Origin of the sequence: Pseudomonas azerbaijanoccidentalis, assembly GCF_019145495.1 — a bacterium.
Taxonomy (GTDB): Bacteria; Pseudomonadota; Gammaproteobacteria; order Pseudomonadales; family Pseudomonadaceae; genus Aquipseudomonas; species Aquipseudomonas azerbaijanoccidentalis.
Genome location: NZ_JAHSTU010000001.1, coordinates 549,191 through 569,736, shown reverse-complemented (window position 1 = coordinate 569,736; position 20,546 = coordinate 549,191). Strand labels below are relative to the sequence as shown.

Here is a 20,546-nt window from a genome sequence, read left to right as displayed (position 1 = left end):
ACCATGGACTTCAAACTTTCAGAAGAGCAGCAAATGCTGCAAGACACCGCCGCGCGCCTGGTGCGCGACGCCTACACGTTCGAGCAACGCGAGCAGTTTCGCGACAGTGCCAAGGGCTTCAGTGGCGAGTTCTGGCAGCAGATGGGCGAACTGGGGCTGACGTCGGTGCCGTTCGCCGAGGACTTCGGCGGTTTCGCAGGCAATGGCGTGGATGTGATGCTGGTGGCCCAGGAACTCGGTCGCGGCCTGTGTCTTGAACCCTGGCTGCATTCGGTGATCTTTGCCGGCGGCCTGATCGATCAACTGGGTAACCCAACGCAAAAGAGTGAACTGTTGCCACAGGTGGCCAGTGCCGAGTTGCAACTGGCGGTGGCCGTCGAAGAGCCGCAGAGCCATTACCAGTTGCACGATGTACAGACCCGCGCTGAAGCGGTCAGCGGTGGCTGGTCGCTCAATGGGCGCAAATCGGTGGTGGTGGGCGGGCAGTGCGCCGGTCTGATTCTGGTCTCGGCGCGAACGTCAGGAGATGTGCGTGACGAGGCGGGTATCAGCCTGTTCCTGGTCGATCCGGCCACCCCGGGCGTGAGTGTGCGCGAATACCCGACCATGGACGGCCGCCGGGCTTGCGACCTGTTCCTGGATAACGTGTTTGTCAGCAACGCTGCTGTGTTGGGCGAACACGGCAAGGCGCTGGATGCGTTGCTGTATCAGCAGGGCCGCGCCATCGCCGCACAGTGCGCCGAAGCCGTCGGCAGCCTGCAAGCCACCTGCGCGCTGACCCTGGATTACCTCAAGACCCGCAAGCAATTCGGCCAGGTCATCGGCAAATTCCAGGCCTTGCAGCACCGTATGGTCGACATGTACATCGAGCTCGATCAAGCGACTTCGATGACCCTGCTCGCCGCCTGCGTGGCAGACGAGCCGGACAGCGAAGAGCGCAGCCGCACCCTGGCCGCCGCCAAATACACCGTCTGCCGCGCGGCGCGTTATGTCGCCGACCAAGGCATCCAGTTGCATGGCGGCATCGGCCTGACCTGGGAATACGTGCTGTCTCACCACGCCAAACACCTGCTGATGATCGCCCGCCAGTTCGGTGACGACGACCATCACCTGCAGACCTACAGCGCGCTGATGCAGGACGCCTAGTACTCACTCGGCGCGCCTGTTTTCCCCGCCAGGCGCGCTCGATCCAGACAATAAAAACAAGGAGCAAGACATAATGACGAGATCATGGCGTTGGCTGCGCGACCTGAGCGTCGCTAGCACGTTGCTGGCCGTGTCGGTCTGCAGTTCTGCCGCCGACAAACCCAACGTGCTGGTCATCTTTGGCGATGACATCGGCATCTTCAATGTCAGTGCCTACAACCAGGGCATGATGGGCTATGAAACGCCCAGCATCGATCGCATCGCCAAGGAAGGCGTGCTGTTTACCCATGCCTATGGCGAGCAGTCCTGCACCGCTGGCCGCGCGGCTTTTGCCCTGGGCGAACACCCGTTCCGTACCGGCCTGCTGACCATTGGTATGCCCGGTTCCGAACACGGCATTCCCGATTGGGCGCCGACCATCGGCGATGCGATGAAACAACAGGGCTACACCACCGGCCAGTTCGGCAAGAACCACCTGGGCGATCGGGACAAACACCTGCCGACCAACCATGGCTTCGACGAGTTCTTCGGCAACCTGTACCACATGAACGCCGAGGAAGAACCGGAAACCTACTACTACCCCAAGGACCCGGCGTTCAGGAAACAATACGGCCCGCGCGGTGTGATCCATTCCTATGCCGACGGCAAGATCGAAGATACCGGTCCCCTGACACGCAAACGCATGGAAACCATCGATGACGAGCTGGTGCAAGCCACCAACAACTTCATCGACAAGGCGCACAAGGCCGATAAGCCGTTCTTTGTCTGGTTCAACGCTACCCGCATGCACATCTGGACCCACCTCAAGCAAGAGTCCGAAGGCAAGACCGGCGTCGGCCTCTACCCCGACGGCATGGTCGAGCACGACGGGCAGGTCGGTCAGTTGCTCAAGAAGCTCGATGACCTGGGCATCGCCGACAACACGATCGTGATCTACACCACCGACAACGGCGCGGAGAAATTCAGTTGGCCCGATGGCGGCACGTCACCGTTCGCCGGCGAGAAGGGCACTTCCAACGAAGGTGGGCATCGCGTGCCGTTGCTGGTCAAGTGGCCGAAGGTACTTAAGCCCGGCACCCATATGAACAACCTGATTGCCCATAACGACTGGATGCCGACCCTGGCCGCGGCGGCGGGCGCACCTAATTTGGTGGCGGACCTGGCCAAAGGCACGCAGCTCAACGGCAAGCAGTTCCGCGTGCATCTGGACGGCTACAACTTCCTGCCGTTCTTCAAGGGCGAGGTCAAGGACAGTCCGCGCGAGGAGTATTTCTACTTCAGCATGGGCGGCGACCTGGATGCGATCCGCTGGCGGGAATGGCGCCTGGCGTTCGCGCAAATGACCGGAGATTTCGCCAGTGCTTCGCGCAAGGTCACCAATGTGCCGGTGTTGACCAACCTGCTGGCCGACCCTTTCCAGACCGCGCGCAAGGAATCGCCGATGGCCAAGCGCTGGGCGGCTGACCAGGCGTGGTTGCTGGTGCCGATCCAGGCCAAGGTCAAAGCCTTCCTGGCAACGCTCAGCCAGTACCCGTTCCAGGAAGGCGCCACGCTCAATCCCGGCAATATCAACTACCAGAGCCTGGCCGTGAAAAAAGCGCTGATGGGCATGCAAAAGCCGGCACCTGGGAACTGATCGCCGCTACCCACTGTGGGGGGGGCCTGCTTTGCGATGGCCGTTGATGATAACGCGTGATTTCTGATTCAACGCGTCGTCTTCAAGTGTTTCGTGAGCAGGCTTGCTCCTACAAAAAAGCTATCCATTTTTTGGAGTTATCTGATGAAAGTCCTCGTAGCCGTTAAGCGCGTGGTCGATTTCAACGTCAAGGTTCGCGTCAAGGCGGACCAGTCCGGCATCGACCTTGCCAACGTGAAAATGGCCCTTAATCCCTTCTGCGAAATTGCCGTGGAAGAAGCCGTACGCATGAAAGAGCAGGGCATTGCCACGGAAGTCGTGGTGGTCAGTGTCGGTCCGGTTGCCGCGCAGGAGCAGTTGCGCACGGCGCTGGCGCTGGGCGCCGACCGCGCCATCCTGGTCGAGAGTAATGACGAGCTGAGTTCGCTGCCGGTGGCCAAGCTGCTCAAGGCCGTGGTCGATCAGGAGCAACCGCAACTGGTGATCCTCGGCAAGCAAGCCATCGACAGCGACAACAACCAGACCGGGCAGATGCTTGCCGCACTCACCGGTTTCGCCCAGGGCACCTTCGCCTCCAATGTTGAGATCGTCGGCAATCAGGTGATCGTTGCCCGCGAAATCGACAGCGGGATGCAAACCGTCGCGCTGAAACTGCCGGCCATCGTCACCACCGACCTGCGCTTGAACGAGCCACGCTACGCCTCTTTGCCGAACATCATGAAGGCCAAGAAGAAGCCGCTCGAAACCGTGACGCCCGATGCCCTGGGTGTTTCCACGGCCTCCACCAACCAGACCGTGAAAGTCCAAGCGCCAGCCACACGCAGCGCCGGTATCAAGGTCAAGTCGGTGGCTGAACTGGTCGAAAAACTGAAAAACGAAGCGAAGGTGATCTAAATGGCAATCTTGGTAATCGCTGAGCACGACAACAAATCCATTGCCACGGCCACGCTGAACACCGTGGCGGCCGCTGCCAAAATCGGCGGCGACATCCATGTGCTGGTTGCAGGGCAGGGTATCGGCGCTGTGGCTGAAAGTGCTGCACAGATCAAAGGTATCGCCAAAGTGCTGCTGGCCGACAACCCGGCCTACGCCCATCAACTGCCGGAAAATGTCGCCCCGCTGGTGGTCAGTCAGGTGATTGAGCAACACACTATTTACAGTCACGTCCTGGCGCCGGCGACCTCCAGCGGCAAGAACATCCTGCCTCGAGTTGCGGCTGCGCTGGACGTCGACCAGATCTCCGAAATCATCTCGGTTGAAAGCGCGGACACCTTCAAGCGCCCGATCTACGCTGGCAACGCCATCGCCACTGTGCAATCGAGTGCCGTGGTCAAGGTGATCACCGTGCGTGCCACGGGTTTCGACCCGGTGGCCGCCCAGGGTGGTAGCGCCGCGATTGAAGTTGTTGGAGCGGGGCATGACGCCGGCATTTCCTCTTTCGTCAGCGAAGAACTGGCCAAGTCCGATCGTCCGGAACTGACCGCCGCGAAGATCGTCGTGTCCGGCGGGCGTGGCATGCAAAACGGCGACAATTTCAAACACCTGTACAGCCTCGCCGACAAACTCGGCGCAGGGGTGGGGGCTTCCCGTGCAGCGGTCGACGCAGGGTTCGTGCCCAACGACATGCAGGTCGGCCAGACCGGCAAAATTGTCGCGCCGCAGTTGTACATCGCTGTCGGCATCAGCGGGGCGATCCAGCATCTGGCTGGCATGAAGGACTCGAAAATCATCGTCGCCATCAACAAGGATGAAGAGGCTCCGATTTTCCAGGTGGCGGACTACGGCCTGGTGGCTGACCTGTTCGAAGCGGTCCCGCAACTCGAACAAGCCCTCTAAAAACACATAAATCCCCGTAGGAGCTGACGAGTGAAACGAGACTGCGATCTTTTGACTTTGCCCTAAAAAAACAAGATCAAAAGATCGCAGCCTCGTTTCACTCGACAGCTCCTACACGGGACGAGTGTTCTCCCATGGAAAGGAGCGCCACATGAGCCACGCAGCGGAGCACTATCTGCCAGCGACACCCGATTATTCCGTACAGGAAACCCGTGCGGTTTATCGCAAGGTCATCCTGCGCTTGTTGCCGTACCTGGTCCTGGCCTACGCCATCAACACCATCGACCGGCTCAACGTATCCTTCGCCAAATTACGCATGGCCGAAGACATCGGGCTGACGGATGCCGCCTACGGCATTGGCGCCGGTATTTTCTACTTGGGTTACATCCTGTTCGAAGTACCGAGCAACATGTATCTGCAGCGCATCGGTGCGCGGGCCACGCTTACTCGCATCATGGTGCTGTGGGGCATGGTCACGGTGGCCACGGCATTTGTCACCACGGCGAACCAGTTGATTGTCGCGCGGTTTCTGCTGGGTGTGGCCGAGGCCGGTTTCTTCCCCGGCGTCATCCTGTACCTGACGTACTGGTTTCCGCCCGCACTGCGTGCGCGCATCACCGCGGTGTTCCTGATGGCGGCGATGGTTGCCGGCATCATCAGCGGGCCGCTCGCCGGGACCATCATGAGTCACTTCCATGGCTGGCTGGGCCTGCGCGACTGGCAGGTGCTGTTTGTACTCGAAGGCGTCCCGGCGATGCTGCTGGGGCTGTTCGGCTGGTTTTGGCTGGTGGATAAACCGGACGATGCACGCTGGCTCACACCGCAGGAAAAACACATGCTGGCGGCGGGCCTTGCCTTGGGGCGCCCGGCAGACATGCCTAACGCCAGCCTGGCGCAAGTACTGCGTAATCCCCGGGTGTACATCGCCGGCCTGGTGTTCTTTTGCATCTACAGTGGTTCCAATACGGTGTCTTACTGGATGCCGACATTGATTCGTGGATTCGGTGTGCATGATCTGAAAACCATCGGATTGCTGGCCAGCGTGCCTTATGCCGGAGCCTTGTTCGGCATGTACTGGCTGGCCCGCAGTTCCGACAAGCGCCTGGAACGTCGCTGGCATGTGAGCCTGACCCTGTTGCTCAGCGCAACCTGCTTCTTTCTGCTGGGCCCGGTTCAGGATCATCTGGTGCTGTCGCTGGTGTTCATGAGTATCGGTGCCGCCGCCGCAATGTCCGCGCTGTCGCTGTTCTGGAGTATTCCACCGGCCTTGCTGTCGCCTTCAGCGGCGGCGGTGGGGATTGCGGTCATCAGTTGCATCGGTGGCCTGGCCGGGGTCATCAGCCAGGTTGTGGTGGGCGCGATCAAGTCGGCGACCGGGGACCTGTATCTGGCGTTCGATGTGATTGCGGGTGTTTTGGTGGTGGGCGCGGTGGTGTTGCTGGTCGCCATTCCGGCCAGTCACCTCAAGGAACGCGCAACGCCGTAGCCGTCATGATCGGCTCATCGCGGGCGACCCCGCGATGAGCGCTGATGCTTCAGGTGATCCAGCCCCGCGAACGGGCAATGGCCAGCGTTTCCGTGCGCCCGTTGGCTTCCAGTTTCGCGTAGATCTTCTGCAAGTGGGATTTGATCGTGAACTCGGAAAGAAACACCTTCTCGGCGATCTCGCGGTTACGGTGCCCGAGGGCCAGCAGTTGCAGGATCTGATACTCGCGCACCGTCAGCACTTCATGAGCGCCGTTGTCCTTGCGCGCATCTTCCATGTTGCCGTCGCTGACATCCAAACGTTGCATCAGCTTGTCGACGAATCCGCAGTCGATCCCCAGTTCCTTGCAGCGTGCCTTACCGGTCGTGGCCCAGCGTTGCATGAGCCCGGCCATCCGCTCGCCTTCTTCTATGAACGTGGCTAGGAAGCCGTCATGGCTGGCCAGGCGAAGCGCTTCACTGAGTGCCTGAAAAGCGTCTTGCGGTTGCAGGATGCTGTCCAGCGCGAGCGCCAGAAGTATGTGCAGCTTCAGTTCGCGGCGATGATGTTGCCAGTGCCGCGCCTGCTCGATCGCCGTGCGCAAGGCCTTTACTGCCGCTGCACCTTCGCCCTGAGAAATGCGCAGGCGTTGTCGGGCGATACTCGGTGTATCCACGTCGTTGGCGATACGGATGAAATCGGGACGGTCCCATTCGCCGACAAGGTCAGCTGAGTGCAGGGCTTGCATCGCCGTGTCCAGGCGCTGTTCGAGCAACGCCACGCGGGCACGCTCAAGCCAGGCAGAGCACTGGACCCGGTGCGAGCCGACTTGGCGGCCGATTTGCTCGAGCTCCACCAGGCATCGGGTCCAGATGGTGCGATCGCCCTGGCTGTAGGCGATACGTGCGGTCAGCACGTGCGTGATGATCTGGTTCTCGGGCGAACTGACCTGTTTGGCAAAAAACAGGCAGCGAGACAGATACTTTTGCGCCTCGGCAAAGTTGCCGTTTTCGTACAGCAGCAGACCATGGAGGATATCCAGTGACAGCTTGGCTTCGTGAGGTTTGCCCTGGCCGCTGTTTTGGGTTCGCTCCGGCGTGCTGTGCATGCGCACCAGCGCATTGCTCAAGCGTCCCTGGATCAGATCCAGGGTGCTCTCGTTGACGCGGAAGATGTGGCGCAGAAAACTCGAATGAACCCGTGAGTCACGTTGCAATGCGCTGGACAACAGGTTGCGCGCCTCATCGTAGCGACCGCTGGCAACCATGTTCATCGCCACCGAGTTGGCCAGCACGATATACAGATGCACCTCATCGGCAGGCATGCACTCGAGCAGTTCGACGCCCTTGCGGCAACAGGCTTCGGCCTGATCGGTCACCCCAAGGCGCAGGCATTCCACGACTTTTGGAACATAGGCATAGGCAGGTCCTGATTGATGCGCCAGACGTTCGGCCACGTGCATCGCCTCTTTGAGGCGCGTCGTGCTTGCCAGCAGCCAGGCGTAGGCCTGGTTGAGTAGCGGATAGCGGTCGCGAGTCGCCTCTGGAATCCGGTCCAGCCAACGCAACAACAGCCGTGTGCGACCACTGCCGATCAGGGTATCGAGGTGACTGTTCAAACCTTCGGCGGCTTCATCGAGGAGCCCGGCACTGAAAAGATGCTCGACGCCGGGAATCGGTTGCCCGGCGTCGAAAAACCATTGCGCGGCGGTTTCATGAAGGGTCTGTGCCATGCCCGGGTACAGACGATCCAAAGCGTGGCGCAAGAAACTGGCGAACAGGTGGTGATAGCGGAACCATTGCTGCTGGCTGTCGACCGGGACCAGGAACAGGTTGGTGCGATCGAGGTGATCGATCATGGCACGGCTGTCTTCGCGCCCGGTCACTGCTTCACACAGCGGTACGCAGAATTGCTCGAGGATACTGGTTTGCATCAGGAACACCCGGCAGTCCTCGGTCTGTCGCGCCAGGATGTCTTCGGTGAGGTATTCGGCCAGTTCCAGGTTGGAGCCGGAAAAAGACGAAATGAAGGCGCCGTGATCGTCCCGATCCTTGAGCGACAGACTGGCCAGATAAAGCCCGGCGATCCAGCCCTCGGTGCGCCTGTACAGCGTGGCCAGCTCATCGTCATGCAGCGGGATCTGCCGTTTGCCGCGAATGAACGCCATGGATTCTTCAAGCGTGAAACGCAGATCCTGTGGGCGGATTTCCAACAGTTGGCCACGGGCGCGAATCCGCCCCAGGCCGATGCCCGGCGTTGAGCGTGACGCCATGACCACGACGCTTCCGGAAGGCAGTTGCTCGATTATTTGCTGGAGAAATTCGAGTACTTCGGGATTCTGGATGACTTCGACTTCGTCGAGCAGGACGGCAAATGGCAAAGGGCTGCTGACCATGTGTTCCAGCAAATCCTCGGCGCAGGGCGGATCGTTGCTCGCAGAGTGCTCGTCGGCCATGGCTATCAAGCCACCGAGGCCCTTGTGCAACAGGTTGACGAAGCGTTGCAGGTCATTGTCGGCGGGCTCCAGGTTGATCCACAGCACACGTTTGCCGCTGGCCAGGCAGTGCTCGCGGTATTGCTGCATGAGCGTAGTTTTACCGAAACCTGCGGCTGCACGAATCAGGATCAGGCGGACGGCATCGGCGTCGGCCATTTGCTGGAGCAGGCGCGAACGTGACAAATGGCTGTCAGCCGATTTTGGACTGGCGAACTTGATAGAGCCACTTCTTGAGGCTGACGGCTCACTCGGGGCGGTAATGAGTGCAGGGCCGGCGGACCCGACCGTTGAATTATCCCAGTGAACTGGCATTGAAAGAACCTCCATACAGATCACTCGCCTTGCGAAACCGCCTGGCAACGTGACCTTTTATTCTTGTTAGTCCGGCCATATTGCCACGTCTGGCCGTTGCCCGAGACTTTGGTCTAACGCAACCCTCAGGGCGCACCGTTGAGCGGCTGCGTCATTCAATGAGCTTGCCCGATTATTGTGCACGCACAGCGTCTTGCAAACCCGCCCCCCCTGTGAGGGTGGCTCTCTACCAACCGGCTCCCATGCAACGATTGCCGAGACAAATTGGAACGGGGCAGCCCGTTTTACTCATGTAATCGGGCGATGGCCAAAGGTTCCGGATGGACGTTCAACGCACTCTCTACCGCGAAGACCATGAAATGTTTCGCACCGCCGTGCGACGCTTTCTTGAACGCGAATACTGGCCTCATCAGGCACGCCGGGAAGAGTCCGCCAGGTTTGAGCGGTCGCTCTGGCTGAAAGCCGGTCGTGAGGGGCTGTTGTGCGTGACGTTGCCGGCCGAATTTGGTGGCGGAGGTGATTTTGGCCATGCCGCGGTGCTGCGCGAAGAGTTCGCTCGGGCGGATGTTTGCGACCGGGCGCTGTCTCTGCATTCGAACGTTATCGCACCCTGTATCGCCCAATTGGCTGACGACGAACAAAAGCGCCGCTGGCTACCGGGCGTGTGCAGCGGTGAAGTGCTGTTGGCTCTGGCTGTTTGCGAACCCGTTGGCAAGTTACGCAAGTCGCGCACCCGAGCCGTGCGCGACGGTGATGACTATGTGATCAACGGCAATAAAAGCCTCGTGGGCAATGGCATGTCCGGCAACCTGGTCCTGCTGGCTTGCGGCATAGAGGGTGAGCCCGGCACGGGAATCAGCCTGATCATGGTCGAAACCGATCGCCCGGGTGTGCGGCGAACCGTCAGTGTGCAGACGAGCGAGCAACCCGGTGCCGCCGATTTCTGCTTCAGCAACGTACGTGTACCGGCAAGCAACCTGTTGGGCGAGGCGGGTAGAGGGCTGGATTACCTGAACCGTTCAGGGGAGGAGGAGCGCCTGTTGTCAGCGGTTTATGCGGCCAGTCGCCTTGAATACTTGCTGGACCTGACCCTCGTCGATCTGCGCCAGACGGACCCAGGCGGCCATAGTTCATGGCAGCTGCAATACACCCGCAACAAGATCGCCGAAATCAAATCCCGCGCCGTCGCCTTGCGGGTGCTGGTCGATCACTACCTGGACAGGCACATGCGCCATCCGTTGACCGCCGAACACACGGCGATCGCCTGGCTGTATGCCAGCGAAACCCTGCGCAAATGCTCCGAGGATCTGGCGCGCCTGCGCGCAACCCAAGGCCGCCTGCGCACTCATTCCATTGCCCATGCCACTGTCGATCACAGCGTAACCGGCAAGGCCATGCACGAAATCATCGCGCAAGCGCTGTGACACCCTCAAACCAGTAAGGACATCACCATGAGTCAGAACGCATTAGTAGCCGGGGTCGGCATGATCCCGTTCAGCAAGCCAGGCGCGAGCCCGAGTTACATCGACATGGGGGCCGAAGCGGTACGCCTGGCGCTCGCCGATGCCGGCCTGAGTTATGACCAGGTGCAGATGGCGTTTGCCGGCTACGTGTACGGTGACACCACTTGCGGCCAGGCCGTGTTGTACCGGGTGGGCCGCACGGCGATTCCGGTGTTCAACGTCAACAACGCCTGCGCCACTGGCTCCAGCGCCTTGTTCCTGGCGCGTGCCGCCGTAGAAAGCGGTCAGGTCGAATGTGCCCTGGCGGTAGGTTTCGAGCAGATGCGCCCGGGGCCGACCCGCTCCAATTTCGATGACCGGCCGTTGCCCCGTGGCGACTACTTGCCGATTCAGGATGAACTGTGTGGCGACGCCGGCGACATCCCTCGCAACTTGATTACCTTTGGCGGTGCCGGTCGCGAGCACATGCGCAAATATGGCACGCAAATGAGCACCTTCGCCGCAATCCGCGCCAAGGCCAGCCGCCATGCCGCCAACAACCCCTTGGCCTTGTTCAAGAAGATCGTCACCACCGAAGAGGTCATGAACGATCAGTTGATGTGGGAAGGGGTGATGACCCGAATGATGGCCTGTCCACCGACTTGTGGCGCCGCCGCCGCGATCATCTGCTCGCCGGCATTCGCCAAAAAGCACGGCCTGCGCACTGACGTGGCGATCCTCGCCCAATCACTTGTCACCGACCCGGTGGAATCCTTCGAGCCGAAAACCATGATTGGTTTCGTCGGCGCGCACATGGCCGAACGGGCCGCCGGAGCAGTGTACGAAAAGGCCGGCGTCGGTCCCCAGGACATTCGCGTGGTCGAGTTGCACGATTGTTTCGCCCACAACGAACTGTTGACCTATGAAGCCCTTGGCCTGTGCCCGGTGGGTGGCGCCGAGAAGTTCGTCCTCGACGGCGATAACACCTACGGCGGTCGCGTGGTCACCAACCCGTCCGGCGGCTTGCTGTGCAAAGGCCATCCGCTGGGCGCTACCGGTTTGGCGCAATGCTACGAGCTGACCCACCAGTTGCGCGGCACCGCCGGTGCGCGACAAGTCGAAGGTTTGCGCCATGGCTTGCAGCACAACCTCGGGCTGGGCGGCGCCTGCGTGGTCACGCTTTACGGCAAGAACTGAGTCTGAACGGCCGTGCCAGGCGCGGCTTACTCACCTGAAAACTACGGTCGGGGACTTGTCCCCGGCCTGTTTCAAACGCTCTTGCGATGCAGCAAGAAGGAATTGAATGATGACCACCGAGCCCCTTGACTCGCCGACTCGCACACTGCTGCACACCCGCGAAATCATCTGCAAGGGCTATCAGCGCAGCGATGGCCTGTTCGACATCGAAGGACGCCTGCAGGACCTGACCAACGAACCGACCGACCTGCCATTCCACCGTGTCCCTCAGGGCGGAACGATCCATGACATGCGCCTGGTGATGACCATCGATGCCGACATGGTGATTCAGCACATCACAGCCGTGACGGCTACCGGTGCCAGTCAGTTCTGTGGTGAAGCGGCGGGTGCGTACTCAGGTTTGGTGGGGCTGAAGATTGCCGCAGGATTCAAAAAGAACATGAAAGCCATCGTCGGTGGCGCCATCGGCTGCACTCACCTGACCGAACTGCTTGAGCGCATGGCCAATGTGGCGATGCAAACGCTGTTTTCTACTTACCGTGCCGAGGCTACTCGTCGTCGGGAAACCGGCGTGCAACAGGTCGTCGCGGTACGCCCATGGGTGATCGGCACCTGTCATGCCTATCGAGAAGAGGGGGATGCGGTGCGGCTGTTGTGGCCTGAGGGCTTGCCCAAGGCCTGATCAACACACTGTCCCCCTGTAGGCGCTGCCGGAGGCTGCGATCTTTTGACTTTGACTTTTAAAAGCAAGATCAAAAGATCGCAGCCTCGTTTCACTCGACAGCTCCTACAGGCGAGTGTGTTCACAAACAAAGCAAGTTCGGACGAAAGCCGTATCGGCAAATGACACGCCAAGCCCTACAATGAGCTGCGAAATTTCATGCAGTCGGGATAGCCTTTGTCCCACATCGTTTGTCGTCTGGCTCGCCATTCCGGAAGTGTTCTCCCATGTCGTTACCCCCCCGCAAAGACACCGACTTTCGTTGCACGGCCAACGCTGATCAGTCCATCGCCGACACCAAGGTTGTGCCGCCGCGCGGGGCTCGTCGACTGGTGCCACGGGAGAGCCTGATGCTGCGCCTGCAGGAAGTCCGGCGCCAGCGCTGCGTAGTGATTCAGGGACCGGCCGGCTGTGGCAAGACCAGCACATTGCTGGCCTGGCGCCGGGAGCTGTTGGCGATGAATTTCGAGGTCGCGTGGTTGTCGCTCGCGGCCGAAGACGATGAACTCGGGCGTTTCTGTCATTGCCTGCAAGCCAGCCTGTCGGAAGTGCTGCCGGAGCAGGTCCGCGATGCTGGTGTTCTGCTTGGACGCGACAATCAGGAAATGGCCGTCGAACATTGGGTCATCACCCTGGTACAAGGCATTGCCCAGCATTCGCGTGAGCTGGTGTTGATGCTTGATGATATGCAGCACTTGCAAGACCCGCGAATCATCCAGGCACTGCAATGGTTGCTCGACTACGCACCGCCAAATCTGCATCTGGTGTTCGGCACGCGCACGGCGTTGCCGATCCCGCTGGCGGGGTTGCGCGCACGCGGCCAGGTCAGCGAGTTCGACCTGCGCGACCTGCGTTTCAATCCCGCTGAATCGGAGCGTTTCCTGCGTGAGCACCTGGGCGCTATCGACCCACGCGACGCGGCGCAATTGCACGAACTGACCGACGGCTGGGTCGCCGGACTGCAACTGTTTGCGGTCGATCTCAAGGCCAAACAGGTGACCCGCGTCGACCAGGTGCAGATTCGCGACGCCGCTGCGTTCGCCGATTACTTCGAGCGCGAAGTGCTGGTGCGCCTGGAGCCTGAAGACCTGCGCCTGCTGACCTGCGTTTCGATCTGTGAGCGTTTTTGTGCCTCGTTGTGCGCGACCTTGCTCGGTCAACCGCAGGCCATCGCCGGCATGATGACCCAACTGGCACGGCTCGATGGCGACAATCTGTTTATCACTCAGGTCAAAAGTCACGACCGCGAAACCTGGTACCGACTGCACCCGCTGTTGGGCAGCGTGCTGCGTGCGCGGCTGGCGTCGCGACCGCAGCAGGAACAGGTCCTGCATGTCGTGGCCCGCGGCTGGTTCACTGAGCACGACCATCTTGATGAGGCCGTGCGCCATGCGGTCAAAGCGGGAGACGCGGAAGTAGCCGCCGATATCGTTGAAGCCTGTGCCTATGACCTGCTCGCCAAAGGCAACCTCAGCCAGATTGCGGGATTATTGAAAGGCTTGCCGGCAGAGCAGACCGCCGAACGTTTCGGGTTGCAAGTGGTGATGGCCCACTTGCAATTGTACTCGCGCAATTTTCAGGGGTTGCAGCAGACGCTCCAGCACCTGCAAAGCCACTACGAAAAACTCGACCGCCGACAGCGCCATTCACTGACGGTGCTAAAGGGTAGCCAGGCGATCCACCAGGATGACACGGCGGCGATGCTGGCGATCCTCCCGGAGTTGCTGGCGATACCCACCGATGCCGATGATTTCGCCTGGTCGGGACGGGGCAATACGCTGGCCTGGCTGTACATGTATCAAGGTGAATTCGAGAAAGCGCGCGAGATACTCGAGTGCGGCGAGCGGCCGTTCGGTTCCCCGCGCCGCAGTCTGCTAGGGCGCTGCATGAGTGGCATGAGCCTGGCACTCGAAGGGCGTGCCACCCAGGCTGAGCACCTGTACCGTGAAGTGCTGGAGGAGGCCGAAAAACACGGGGTGGCGTACCTGGTGGTCAGCACCATGGCAGCCGGCCTGCTCGGTACCGCGTTATACGAACAGGGCGATTATGAGGCAGCCTGCCATTTACTTGAGCGGCGAATGAAACTGTTGGAGCAGGTGGCGATCCCGGACACGGTGTTGCAGTGCATACAGACGCTGGCGATGGCGCACTGGCTGGCCGGGCGCCAGACCGAAGCCCTGAGCTGGCTCGACCGCCTGGAGCGATACGCCACTCGTTATGACCTGGGACGCTTGCTGGTCAGTGCGTTGGTGGTGCGTATGCGTTGGTTACAACAGACGGGGGATGAAACGGGCGCTGAAAACGCTTTGCAACGCATCCTGCAAACAGCGCAACAACACGACGCACTGGAATCAGGGACGCCTTTGGAGGTGCGGACCATCGCTCGCCGCGCCACCCTGGAACGGCACCTGCACGCCAAGAGATTTTCGGAAGCAACCGAACTGTTACCGGCCCTGATCGAAGTTTCACAAAGTAATCGCCGTTGGCGGCGTGTCGTTGCCATGCGCGTGCAGATGGCGGTGGTTGAACAGGGCAGGGGACGTCCGGTCGACGCCCACGCGCAGTTTGTCGAAGCGTTGCGCCAGGGCCATCGCCTGGGGCTGGTTCGCAGCGTGCTGGACGCGTGGTCGGGTGTCCCATCGATGCTCGAAGCAACATTGGCCGACAACACCCTTGATCCGGTGCTGAGGTTTTATGCGCAACGTTTGCTCGATATTGCCGGCAGTACCGTCGCCGGCAACCAGCAGGACGCAAGCGCTGAGAGTGCCAGCATCCTCAGCGTTCGCGAACTGGATGTGCTCGGCCTGGTGGCCCAGGCGCTGCCGAACAAGAAGATCGCCCGAGTGCTGAACCTGTCGCCAGAAACCGTGAAGTGGCACATGAAGAACATTTTCTACAAGCTGGAAGTCACCGGGCGCGACGAGGCCATTGCCAAGGTGCGCGACCTCGAACTGAAGCTGCCCGGTCATCCGCCGGTTTGATCAAGCGTTGCGGTTCTTGCCATGCAGGCTTTGGCTATTGCCGATAAACGTCGCCTTGGCGCGCGCCACCAAACGTTCGCCATCGCGCAGGTCGAGACTGGCGTGGGACAGCGAACGCCCGACGCGATGAATCTGAACGTGGGCTTCAACCCATGAGCCGAGATTGGCCGGGCTCAGGTAGTCCATGCTCAGGTTGATGGTTGCGGGCGGTAGATCGGTCGCTGCCGCCAGTCTCAATGCGCGTCCGAAAGCGGTGTCGGCCAGGGTTGCAAGAAAACCGCCGTGAGCAATGCCCAACGGGTTCAAGTGTTCAGGGCGGATGCGCGCCGCCAGCACCGAGCGCTCTTCATGGACATACAGGCCGGTGCAATGCACCACGAAACCGACCCGCCCCATCGGCACGAATCCGGCGAGCGGTTTGTCCTCATGGGCGGCAGCTTCAAAGGGTTCAGGGATTGAATTCATTGGCGTGTGCTCTGTGTGCGCGTGTAGTGATGAGTGCCGATCACCCAAGGCGCTGCTCACCTCAAATCCTGTGGGAGCGAGCCTGCTCGCGATAGCGGATTGTCAGGCAACACAAATGTTGACTGTGCAATCGTCTTCGCGAGCAGGCTCGCTCCCACAGTGTGTGCACCTTGGCTAACCGGTATCGGTTTACAACGTACGGGCAATCAGCTCTTTCATGACTTCGTTAGAGCCGCCGTAAATGCGCATCGGTCGGCTGTTGACGTACAGCCGAGCGATTGGATATTCCATCATGTAGCCATAGCCGCCGTGCAATTGCAGGCATTCGTCGATGATCTGGCAGGCTTGCGTGGAGGTCCACCACTTGGCCATGGCGGCCGTGGCCGGGTCCAGTTCGTGCTTGACCATCTTGTCCAGGCAATCGAAGACGAAGGTGCGGGCAATGGTCACGGTTGTCTGCATTTCCGCCAGTTTGAAGCGGGTGTTCTGCATGTCCAGCAACGGCTTGCCGAACAGCTTGCGGTCACTGGTGTAACGGATGGTTTCCTCGACCGCGCGCTCCATGGAACCCAGGGCGTTCATGGTGATGAACATGCGTTCTTCGGGCAGTTGTTGCATCAGCTGGACGAAGCCTTTGCCTTCTTCCGGACCCAGCAGATTGGTCACCGGCACGCGCACGTCATCGAAGAACAGCTCCGAGGTGTCCTGGCCTTTCTGGCCGATCTTGTCGAGGATGCGCCCACGGCGGAAGCCTGGCAGATCCTTGACCTCAAGGCCGATGATCGACATGCCCTTGGCACCCAGGGATGGGTCGGTTTTGCACACCAGCAGCACCAGGTCGGCGTGGAAGCCATTGGTGATGAAGGTCTTGGAGCCGTTGATGACGTAGTGATCGCCATCACGAATGGCCTTGGTCTTGATGTTCTGCAGGTCGGTGCCGGCACCGGGTTCGGTCATGGCAATGGCTGCGACCATTTCGCCGGTGGCCATTTTCGGCAGCCAGCGCTGTTTCTGCTCTTCACTGGCGTAACGCAGGATGTAGTGGGCACAGATTGCGCTGTGCACGTTGGTGCCCAGGCTGGTGGCGATCCCGCGAGCCAGTTCATAGCCGATGATTGCATTATGCGCATGGCTGCCACCGCCGCCGCCGTACTCCTCCGGAATGGCCGGGCACAACATGCCCATCTCGCCTGCTTTGAGCCACGTCTCGCGGTCGACGTGCTGCTGCTTGGCCCAACGCTCCTCATGTGGAACCAGTTCTTCGGCGACAAAACGGCGAACCGACTCCTGGAAAATCGCCAGGTCTTCGGTTAGCCACGCGGGTCTGTATTCGCTCATTTGAATCCTCGGTAAGTCAGGGACAGGGACTCTTGTAATGCTGGGCGTGGTGCATATTTTCAGCGAGCGCCGAAGGGATGATGCTGCGGAGTAGGCGGGGGATCGTTCGAAGGGATGTTTCGGGGGAGTAGAAGCTACTTTCCTGCGAGAGCGTTTGAATGCAAAACCTGCGGCCATCCGAAATCATTGTGGGAGCTGGCCTGCCAGCGATGGCGCCGGCACATCCAACATACATTTCGCCTGGCACACCGCCTTTGTGAGCAAGCCCGCTCCCACAGTTGACCGCATTCACCGCAAGCCCCTCAGGCATTACTCCCTCCACTCGTTCCTTGGAACGCCTCCCGCTACCTCCGCAATTTCATCCCTTCGACGGTCGTAGCAGCGCCGTGGGCAAACCTAGGATGAATCCCACAAGAACCTACCGGCCGGCAGGTACGACAACCGAACGTGTATGCCAAAAGGAAATTCATCCATGAGTGAAAAAGTCGTAGTCGCCGGGGTCGGCATGATCCCCTTCGCCAAACCGGGTGCCAGCCCCAGCTACACCGACATGGGCGCCGAAGCCGTGCGCCTCGCCCTGAAGGACGCCGGCATTGCATACGATAAGGTCCAGATGGCCTTCACCGGTTACGTGTTTGGCGACTCCACCTGTGGCCAGACCGCCCTGTATGAAGTGGGCCGCACCGGCATTCCGATCGTCAACGTCAACAACAATTGTTCCACGGGTTCCACTGCACTGTATCTGGCCCGCGCAGCCGTGCAGAGCGGCCAGGCGGAATGCGTGCTGGCCCTGGGTTTCGAGCAGATGCAGGCCGGCGCGCTCAAGTCGCACTGGGATGACCGTCCACAGACCCGGGCCAGTGTGGTCCATGTGCTGGAAGGCCTGACCCGCGACGTCGACTTGCCGCGTGCACTGAAAACTTTCGGCGGTGCCGGTCGCGAGCACATGCAGAAGTACGGCACCCGCATGGAAACCTTCGCCGCCATACGCGCCAAGGCCAGCCGCCATGCCGCGAACAACCCGTTGGCGCTGTTCAAGAAAGTGCTGACCACCGAAGACGTGATGAATGACCAGGTGCTGTGGCCGGGCGTAATGACCCGCCTGATGGCTTGCCCACCGACCTGTGGCGCTGCGGCGGCGATCATCTGCTCGCCGGCCTTCGCCAAGAAACACGGCCTGCGCAGTGATGTGGTGATTCTCGCGCAGTCGATGGTCACCGACCCGGTGGAGTCCTTCGATCCACCGTCGATGATCGCTTATGCCGGTTTCCACATGACCCAGCGCGCCGCGCAACTGGTCTACGAGCAGGCCGGCGTTGGCCCGCAGGACGTGCGAGCCGTGGAGCTGCACGACTGCTTCGCGCACAACGAACTGCTGACCTACGAAGGCCTGGGCCTGTGTGCAGTCGGTGGCGGCGAACAGTTCGTCCTTGATGGCGACAACACCTTCGGCGGCCAGGTGGTGACCAACCCGTCCGGCGGTCTGCTTTCCAAAGGGCATCCATTGGGCGCCACCGGCCTGGCCCAGTGCTACGAGTTGACCCACCAGCTGCGCGGTACCGCCGACAAGCGTCAGGTCGAAGACCTGAACATCGCCCTGCAACACAACCTCGGCCTCGGCGGCGCCTGCGTCGTCACGATGTACGGGCGCAACTGAGCCTTTCTATAACAACAAGAGGAATGAGACACATGGCTGACAAGAGCCTGATCGGGCACAAGCTCAATAAATTCGCCGTCGACGTGGAGAAGGGCCGCCTGCGCTTCTTCGCCAAGGCGATCGGCGAAACCGACCCGGTCTACACCAACGAAGCCGCCGCTGCCGCCGCAGGCCACAAAGCCCTGCCGGTGCCGCCGACCTTTCTCAAGTGCCTGGAAGGGGAAGGTCGTGACCTGACCGCTTTCCTCAAGCTGGTCAACTTCGACCTCGGTCGCATCCTGCACGCCGAACAATCCTTCGTTTATCACGCCATGGCCTACGCCGGCGACGTGCTGACGTTCGACGCCGCCATCACCGATGTCTACGAGAAAAAGGGCGGGGCCCTGCAGTTCGTGGTCATGGAATCGCGCGTGACTAACCAGGACGGCGTGCATATCGCCGACGTCCGTTCGTCCCTCGTCCAGCGTTGAGGAAATGTTGATGACTCTCACTAACACCACCCGCGTGCAGTTCTCGGATATCCAGATTGGCGACGTGATTCCGCTGCTGAAACTGCAACCGGTCAACCGCACCACACTGGCGTTGTATTGCGGCGCTTCAGGCGATCACAACCCGATCCATATCGATATCGATTTTGCGCGCAAATCGCGCATGCCCGATGTGTTTGCCCATGGCATGTTGTCGGCTGCCTACCTGGGTCGCCTGCTGACCCAATGGGTTCCGCAGCAGCAGGTCCGCAGCCTGTCGATCCGTTTCACCGGCATTACCCATCTGGGGCACCTCCCGACCTGCACCGGCACCATCACCGAAAAATTCGAAGAGAACGGTGAGAAACGCGTGCGTCTGCAGATCCGTTGCGGCAACCAGTACGGCGAAGAAAAGCTCGCTGGTGAAGCTGTCGTGGCCCTGGCCTGAACCCCTTAACCCCATTTCTCAGGAACGATAAAAATGAAAAAGCTTGAAGGCAAAGTTGCTCTGGTTACCGGCTCCGGCCGTGGCATTGGTCGTGAAGTCGCTCTGCAACTGGCCGCCTATGGCGCGAAGGTCGTGATTAACGATCTGGATGCTGAACCGGCTGACGAAGTGGTCGCCGAAATTCGCGCTGCCGGTGGTGAAGCCGTGGCCTGCGTGGGCAGCGTCACCGCGCCGGACTTCGCTGACCGTTTCGTGCAGACCGCCGTCAAGGCCTACGGCTCCATTGACATCATCGTCAACAACGCCGGTTTCACTTGGGACAACGTGATCCAGAAGATGAGCGACGAGCAGTGGTACGCAGTCATCGACTGCCACCTGACCGCGCCGTTCCGCATCCTGCGTGCCGCCCAGCCGATCATCAGCGCCCAGGCCAAGAAAGAAGCCGCCGAAGGCCGTGAAGTGCTGCGCAAGGTGGTGAACATTTCCTCCGGCGCCGCTGGTGGCAACGTGGGCCAGTCCAACTATTCCTCGGGCAAATCCGGGATTCTGGGCCTGACCAAGACCCTGTCCAAGGAGTGGGGCCGCCTGAAAGTCAACGTCAACGCCGTGGCTTTCGGCCTGATCGACACGCGCCTGACCCAGGCGCTGGCTGGCGATGACAGCAAGACCGTGAACATCGAAGGTCGCGAAATCAAGGTCGGCGTGCAGCAGGCGCGTCTCGACGGGGTGGCTGCCACCATCCCGTTGGGTCGTGTCGGCAAACCGGAAGAAGCCGCGGGTGCAGTGGTGATGTTCTGCCTGCCGGAGTCCAACTTCTGCTCCGGCCAGGTCATCTACTGCGGCGGTGGTCCAGGTTCCAACTTCTAAGACTGTTGCGGTGTGTGCCCTCGTGAACAGGGCCAATGATTCGTCGAGCTTGTTGCCCGCCCGCGGGTAAC

General features: G+C 60.6%; 16 protein-coding genes. 13 read left to right on the top strand and 3 right to left on the bottom strand.

Features of this window, described 5'->3' with window-relative positions:
• Nucleotides 1-3: 3 nt before the first annotated feature.
• From KVG88_RS02460 to KVG88_RS02440, 5 genes are all read left to right on the top strand, one after another.
• The gene (locus KVG88_RS02460) at nt 4-1,146 is read left to right on the top strand and encodes an acyl-CoA dehydrogenase family protein (protein WP_217870213.1); all 1,143 of its coding nucleotides are present in this window, start codon (nt 4-6) and stop codon (nt 1,144-1,146) included.
• A gap of 73 nt (nt 1,147-1,219) precedes the next feature.
• The gene (locus KVG88_RS02455) at nt 1,220-2,782 is read left to right on the top strand and encodes an arylsulfatase (RefSeq protein ID WP_217870212.1); all 1,563 of its coding nucleotides are present in this window, start codon (nt 1,220-1,222) and stop codon (nt 2,780-2,782) included.
• A gap of 144 nt (nt 2,783-2,926) precedes the next feature.
• A complete protein-coding gene (locus KVG88_RS02450) occupies nt 2,927-3,676 on the top strand; it encodes an electron transfer flavoprotein subunit beta/FixA family protein (RefSeq protein WP_217870211.1) in 750 nt (249 codons plus the stop codon).
• The gene (locus KVG88_RS02445; protein WP_217870210.1) at nt 3,677-4,618 is read left to right on the top strand and encodes an electron transfer flavoprotein subunit alpha/FixB family protein; all 942 of its coding nucleotides are present in this window, start codon (nt 3,677-3,679) and stop codon (nt 4,616-4,618) included.
• A 151-nt stretch (nt 4,619-4,769) separates the two neighbouring features.
• Nucleotides 4,770-6,104 (top strand): MFS transporter, encoded by a 1,335-nt coding sequence (locus tag KVG88_RS02440; RefSeq protein ID WP_217870209.1) that lies wholly within the window; start codon nt 4,770-4,772, stop codon nt 6,102-6,104.
• A gap of 49 nt (nt 6,105-6,153) precedes the next feature.
• Here the strand turns inward: KVG88_RS02440 and KVG88_RS02435 are convergent, their stop codons facing one another.
• Complete coding sequence (locus KVG88_RS02435) at nt 6,154-8,763, bottom strand: winged helix-turn-helix domain-containing protein (RefSeq protein WP_225933838.1); 2,610 nt, start codon at nt 8,761-8,763, stop codon at nt 6,154-6,156.
• Nucleotides 8,764-9,212: 449 nt separating this feature from the next.
• Here KVG88_RS02435 and KVG88_RS02430 point away from each other — a divergent pair, with 449 nt between their 5' ends.
• The 4 genes from KVG88_RS02430 to KVG88_RS02415 all read left to right on the top strand — a co-directional run bounded on the left by KVG88_RS02430 (nt 9,213) and on the right by KVG88_RS02415 (nt 15,233).
• On the top strand, nt 9,213-10,316 hold the full coding sequence (locus KVG88_RS02430; protein ID WP_217870207.1) for an acyl-CoA dehydrogenase family protein: 1,104 nt from the start codon (nt 9,213-9,215) through the stop codon (nt 10,314-10,316).
• 27 nt (nt 10,317-10,343) lie between these two features.
• Entirely contained in the window at nt 10,344-11,531 is a 1,188-nt protein-coding gene (locus KVG88_RS02425; RefSeq protein WP_217870206.1) for a lipid-transfer protein, read from the top strand.
• A gap of 109 nt (nt 11,532-11,640) precedes the next feature.
• The gene (locus tag KVG88_RS02420; protein ID WP_217870205.1) at nt 11,641-12,213 is read left to right on the top strand and encodes a DUF2889 domain-containing protein; all 573 of its coding nucleotides are present in this window, start codon (nt 11,641-11,643) and stop codon (nt 12,211-12,213) included.
• 266 nt (nt 12,214-12,479) lie between these two features.
• On the top strand, nt 12,480-15,233 hold the full coding sequence (locus tag KVG88_RS02415; RefSeq protein WP_217870204.1) for a winged helix-turn-helix domain-containing protein: 2,754 nt from the start codon (nt 12,480-12,482) through the stop codon (nt 15,231-15,233).
• Here KVG88_RS02415 and KVG88_RS02410 read toward each other — a convergent pair whose 3' ends face one another.
• Together KVG88_RS02410 and KVG88_RS02405 are read right to left on the bottom strand one after the other, a co-directional pair.
• Nucleotides 15,234-15,698, bottom strand: coding sequence for a PaaI family thioesterase (locus KVG88_RS02410; protein WP_217870203.1), 465 nt, complete (start codon nt 15,696-15,698; stop codon nt 15,234-15,236).
• A 189-nt stretch (nt 15,699-15,887) separates the two neighbouring features.
• Nucleotides 15,888-17,036, bottom strand: a complete 1,149-nt coding sequence (locus KVG88_RS02405; protein ID WP_217870202.1) for an acyl-CoA dehydrogenase family protein — start codon at nt 17,034-17,036, stop codon at nt 15,888-15,890.
• Between the two features lie 472 nt (nt 17,037-17,508).
• On the opposite strand from KVG88_RS02405, the gene KVG88_RS02400 reads away from it, so the two are divergent.
• From KVG88_RS02400 to KVG88_RS02385, 4 genes are read left to right on the top strand one after another with little or no spacing between them, the layout of a single operon-like run.
• Nucleotides 17,509-18,693 (top strand): lipid-transfer protein, encoded by a 1,185-nt coding sequence (locus tag KVG88_RS02400; RefSeq protein ID WP_217870201.1) that lies wholly within the window; start codon nt 17,509-17,511, stop codon nt 18,691-18,693.
• 32 nt (nt 18,694-18,725) lie between these two features.
• Complete coding sequence (locus tag KVG88_RS02395) at nt 18,726-19,163, top strand: MaoC family dehydratase N-terminal domain-containing protein (protein WP_217870200.1); 438 nt, start codon at nt 18,726-18,728, stop codon at nt 19,161-19,163.
• A gap of 10 nt (nt 19,164-19,173) precedes the next feature.
• The gene (locus KVG88_RS02390) at nt 19,174-19,608 is read left to right on the top strand and encodes a MaoC family dehydratase (RefSeq protein ID WP_217870199.1); all 435 of its coding nucleotides are present in this window, start codon (nt 19,174-19,176) and stop codon (nt 19,606-19,608) included.
• 33 nt (nt 19,609-19,641) lie between these two features.
• A complete protein-coding gene (locus KVG88_RS02385; RefSeq protein WP_217870198.1) occupies nt 19,642-20,475 on the top strand; it encodes an SDR family NAD(P)-dependent oxidoreductase in 834 nt (277 codons plus the stop codon).
• The last annotated feature ends 71 nt before the right edge of the window (nt 20,476-20,546 follow it).

Excerpts from the sequence above, each read along its gene's own strand:
- KVG88_RS02415 (WP_217870204.1), top strand. The coding sequence starts at position 12,480 with ATGTCGTTACCCCCCCGCAAAGACACCGACTTTCGTTGCACGGCCAAC.
- KVG88_RS02440 (WP_217870209.1), top strand. The coding sequence starts at position 4,770 with ATGAGCCACGCAGCGGAGCACTATCTGCCAGCGACACCCGATTATTCC.
- KVG88_RS02395 (WP_217870200.1), top strand. The coding sequence starts at position 18,726 with ATGGCTGACAAGAGCCTGATCGGGCACAAGCTCAATAAATTCGCCGTC.
- KVG88_RS02460 (WP_217870213.1), top strand. The coding sequence starts at position 4 with ATGGACTTCAAACTTTCAGAAGAGCAGCAAATGCTGCAAGACACCGCC.
- KVG88_RS02425 (WP_217870206.1), top strand. The coding sequence starts at position 10,344 with ATGAGTCAGAACGCATTAGTAGCCGGGGTCGGCATGATCCCGTTCAGC.
- KVG88_RS02405 (WP_217870202.1), bottom strand. The coding sequence starts at position 17,036 with ATGAGCGAATACAGACCCGCGTGGCTAACCGAAGACCTGGCGATTTTC.
- KVG88_RS02430 (WP_217870207.1), top strand. The coding sequence starts at position 9,213 with ATGGACGTTCAACGCACTCTCTACCGCGAAGACCATGAAATGTTTCGC.
- KVG88_RS02445 (WP_217870210.1), top strand. The coding sequence starts at position 3,677 with ATGGCAATCTTGGTAATCGCTGAGCACGACAACAAATCCATTGCCACG.
- KVG88_RS02410 (WP_217870203.1), bottom strand. The coding sequence starts at position 15,698 with ATGAATTCAATCCCTGAACCCTTTGAAGCTGCCGCCCATGAGGACAAA.
- KVG88_RS02420 (WP_217870205.1), top strand. The coding sequence starts at position 11,641 with ATGACCACCGAGCCCCTTGACTCGCCGACTCGCACACTGCTGCACACC.
- KVG88_RS02400 (WP_217870201.1), top strand. The coding sequence starts at position 17,509 with ATGAGTGAAAAAGTCGTAGTCGCCGGGGTCGGCATGATCCCCTTCGCC.
- KVG88_RS02385 (WP_217870198.1), top strand. The coding sequence starts at position 19,642 with ATGAAAAAGCTTGAAGGCAAAGTTGCTCTGGTTACCGGCTCCGGCCGT.
- KVG88_RS02390 (WP_217870199.1), top strand. The coding sequence starts at position 19,174 with ATGACTCTCACTAACACCACCCGCGTGCAGTTCTCGGATATCCAGATT.
- KVG88_RS02450 (WP_217870211.1), top strand. The coding sequence starts at position 2,927 with ATGAAAGTCCTCGTAGCCGTTAAGCGCGTGGTCGATTTCAACGTCAAG.
- KVG88_RS02455 (WP_217870212.1), top strand. The coding sequence starts at position 1,220 with ATGACGAGATCATGGCGTTGGCTGCGCGACCTGAGCGTCGCTAGCACG.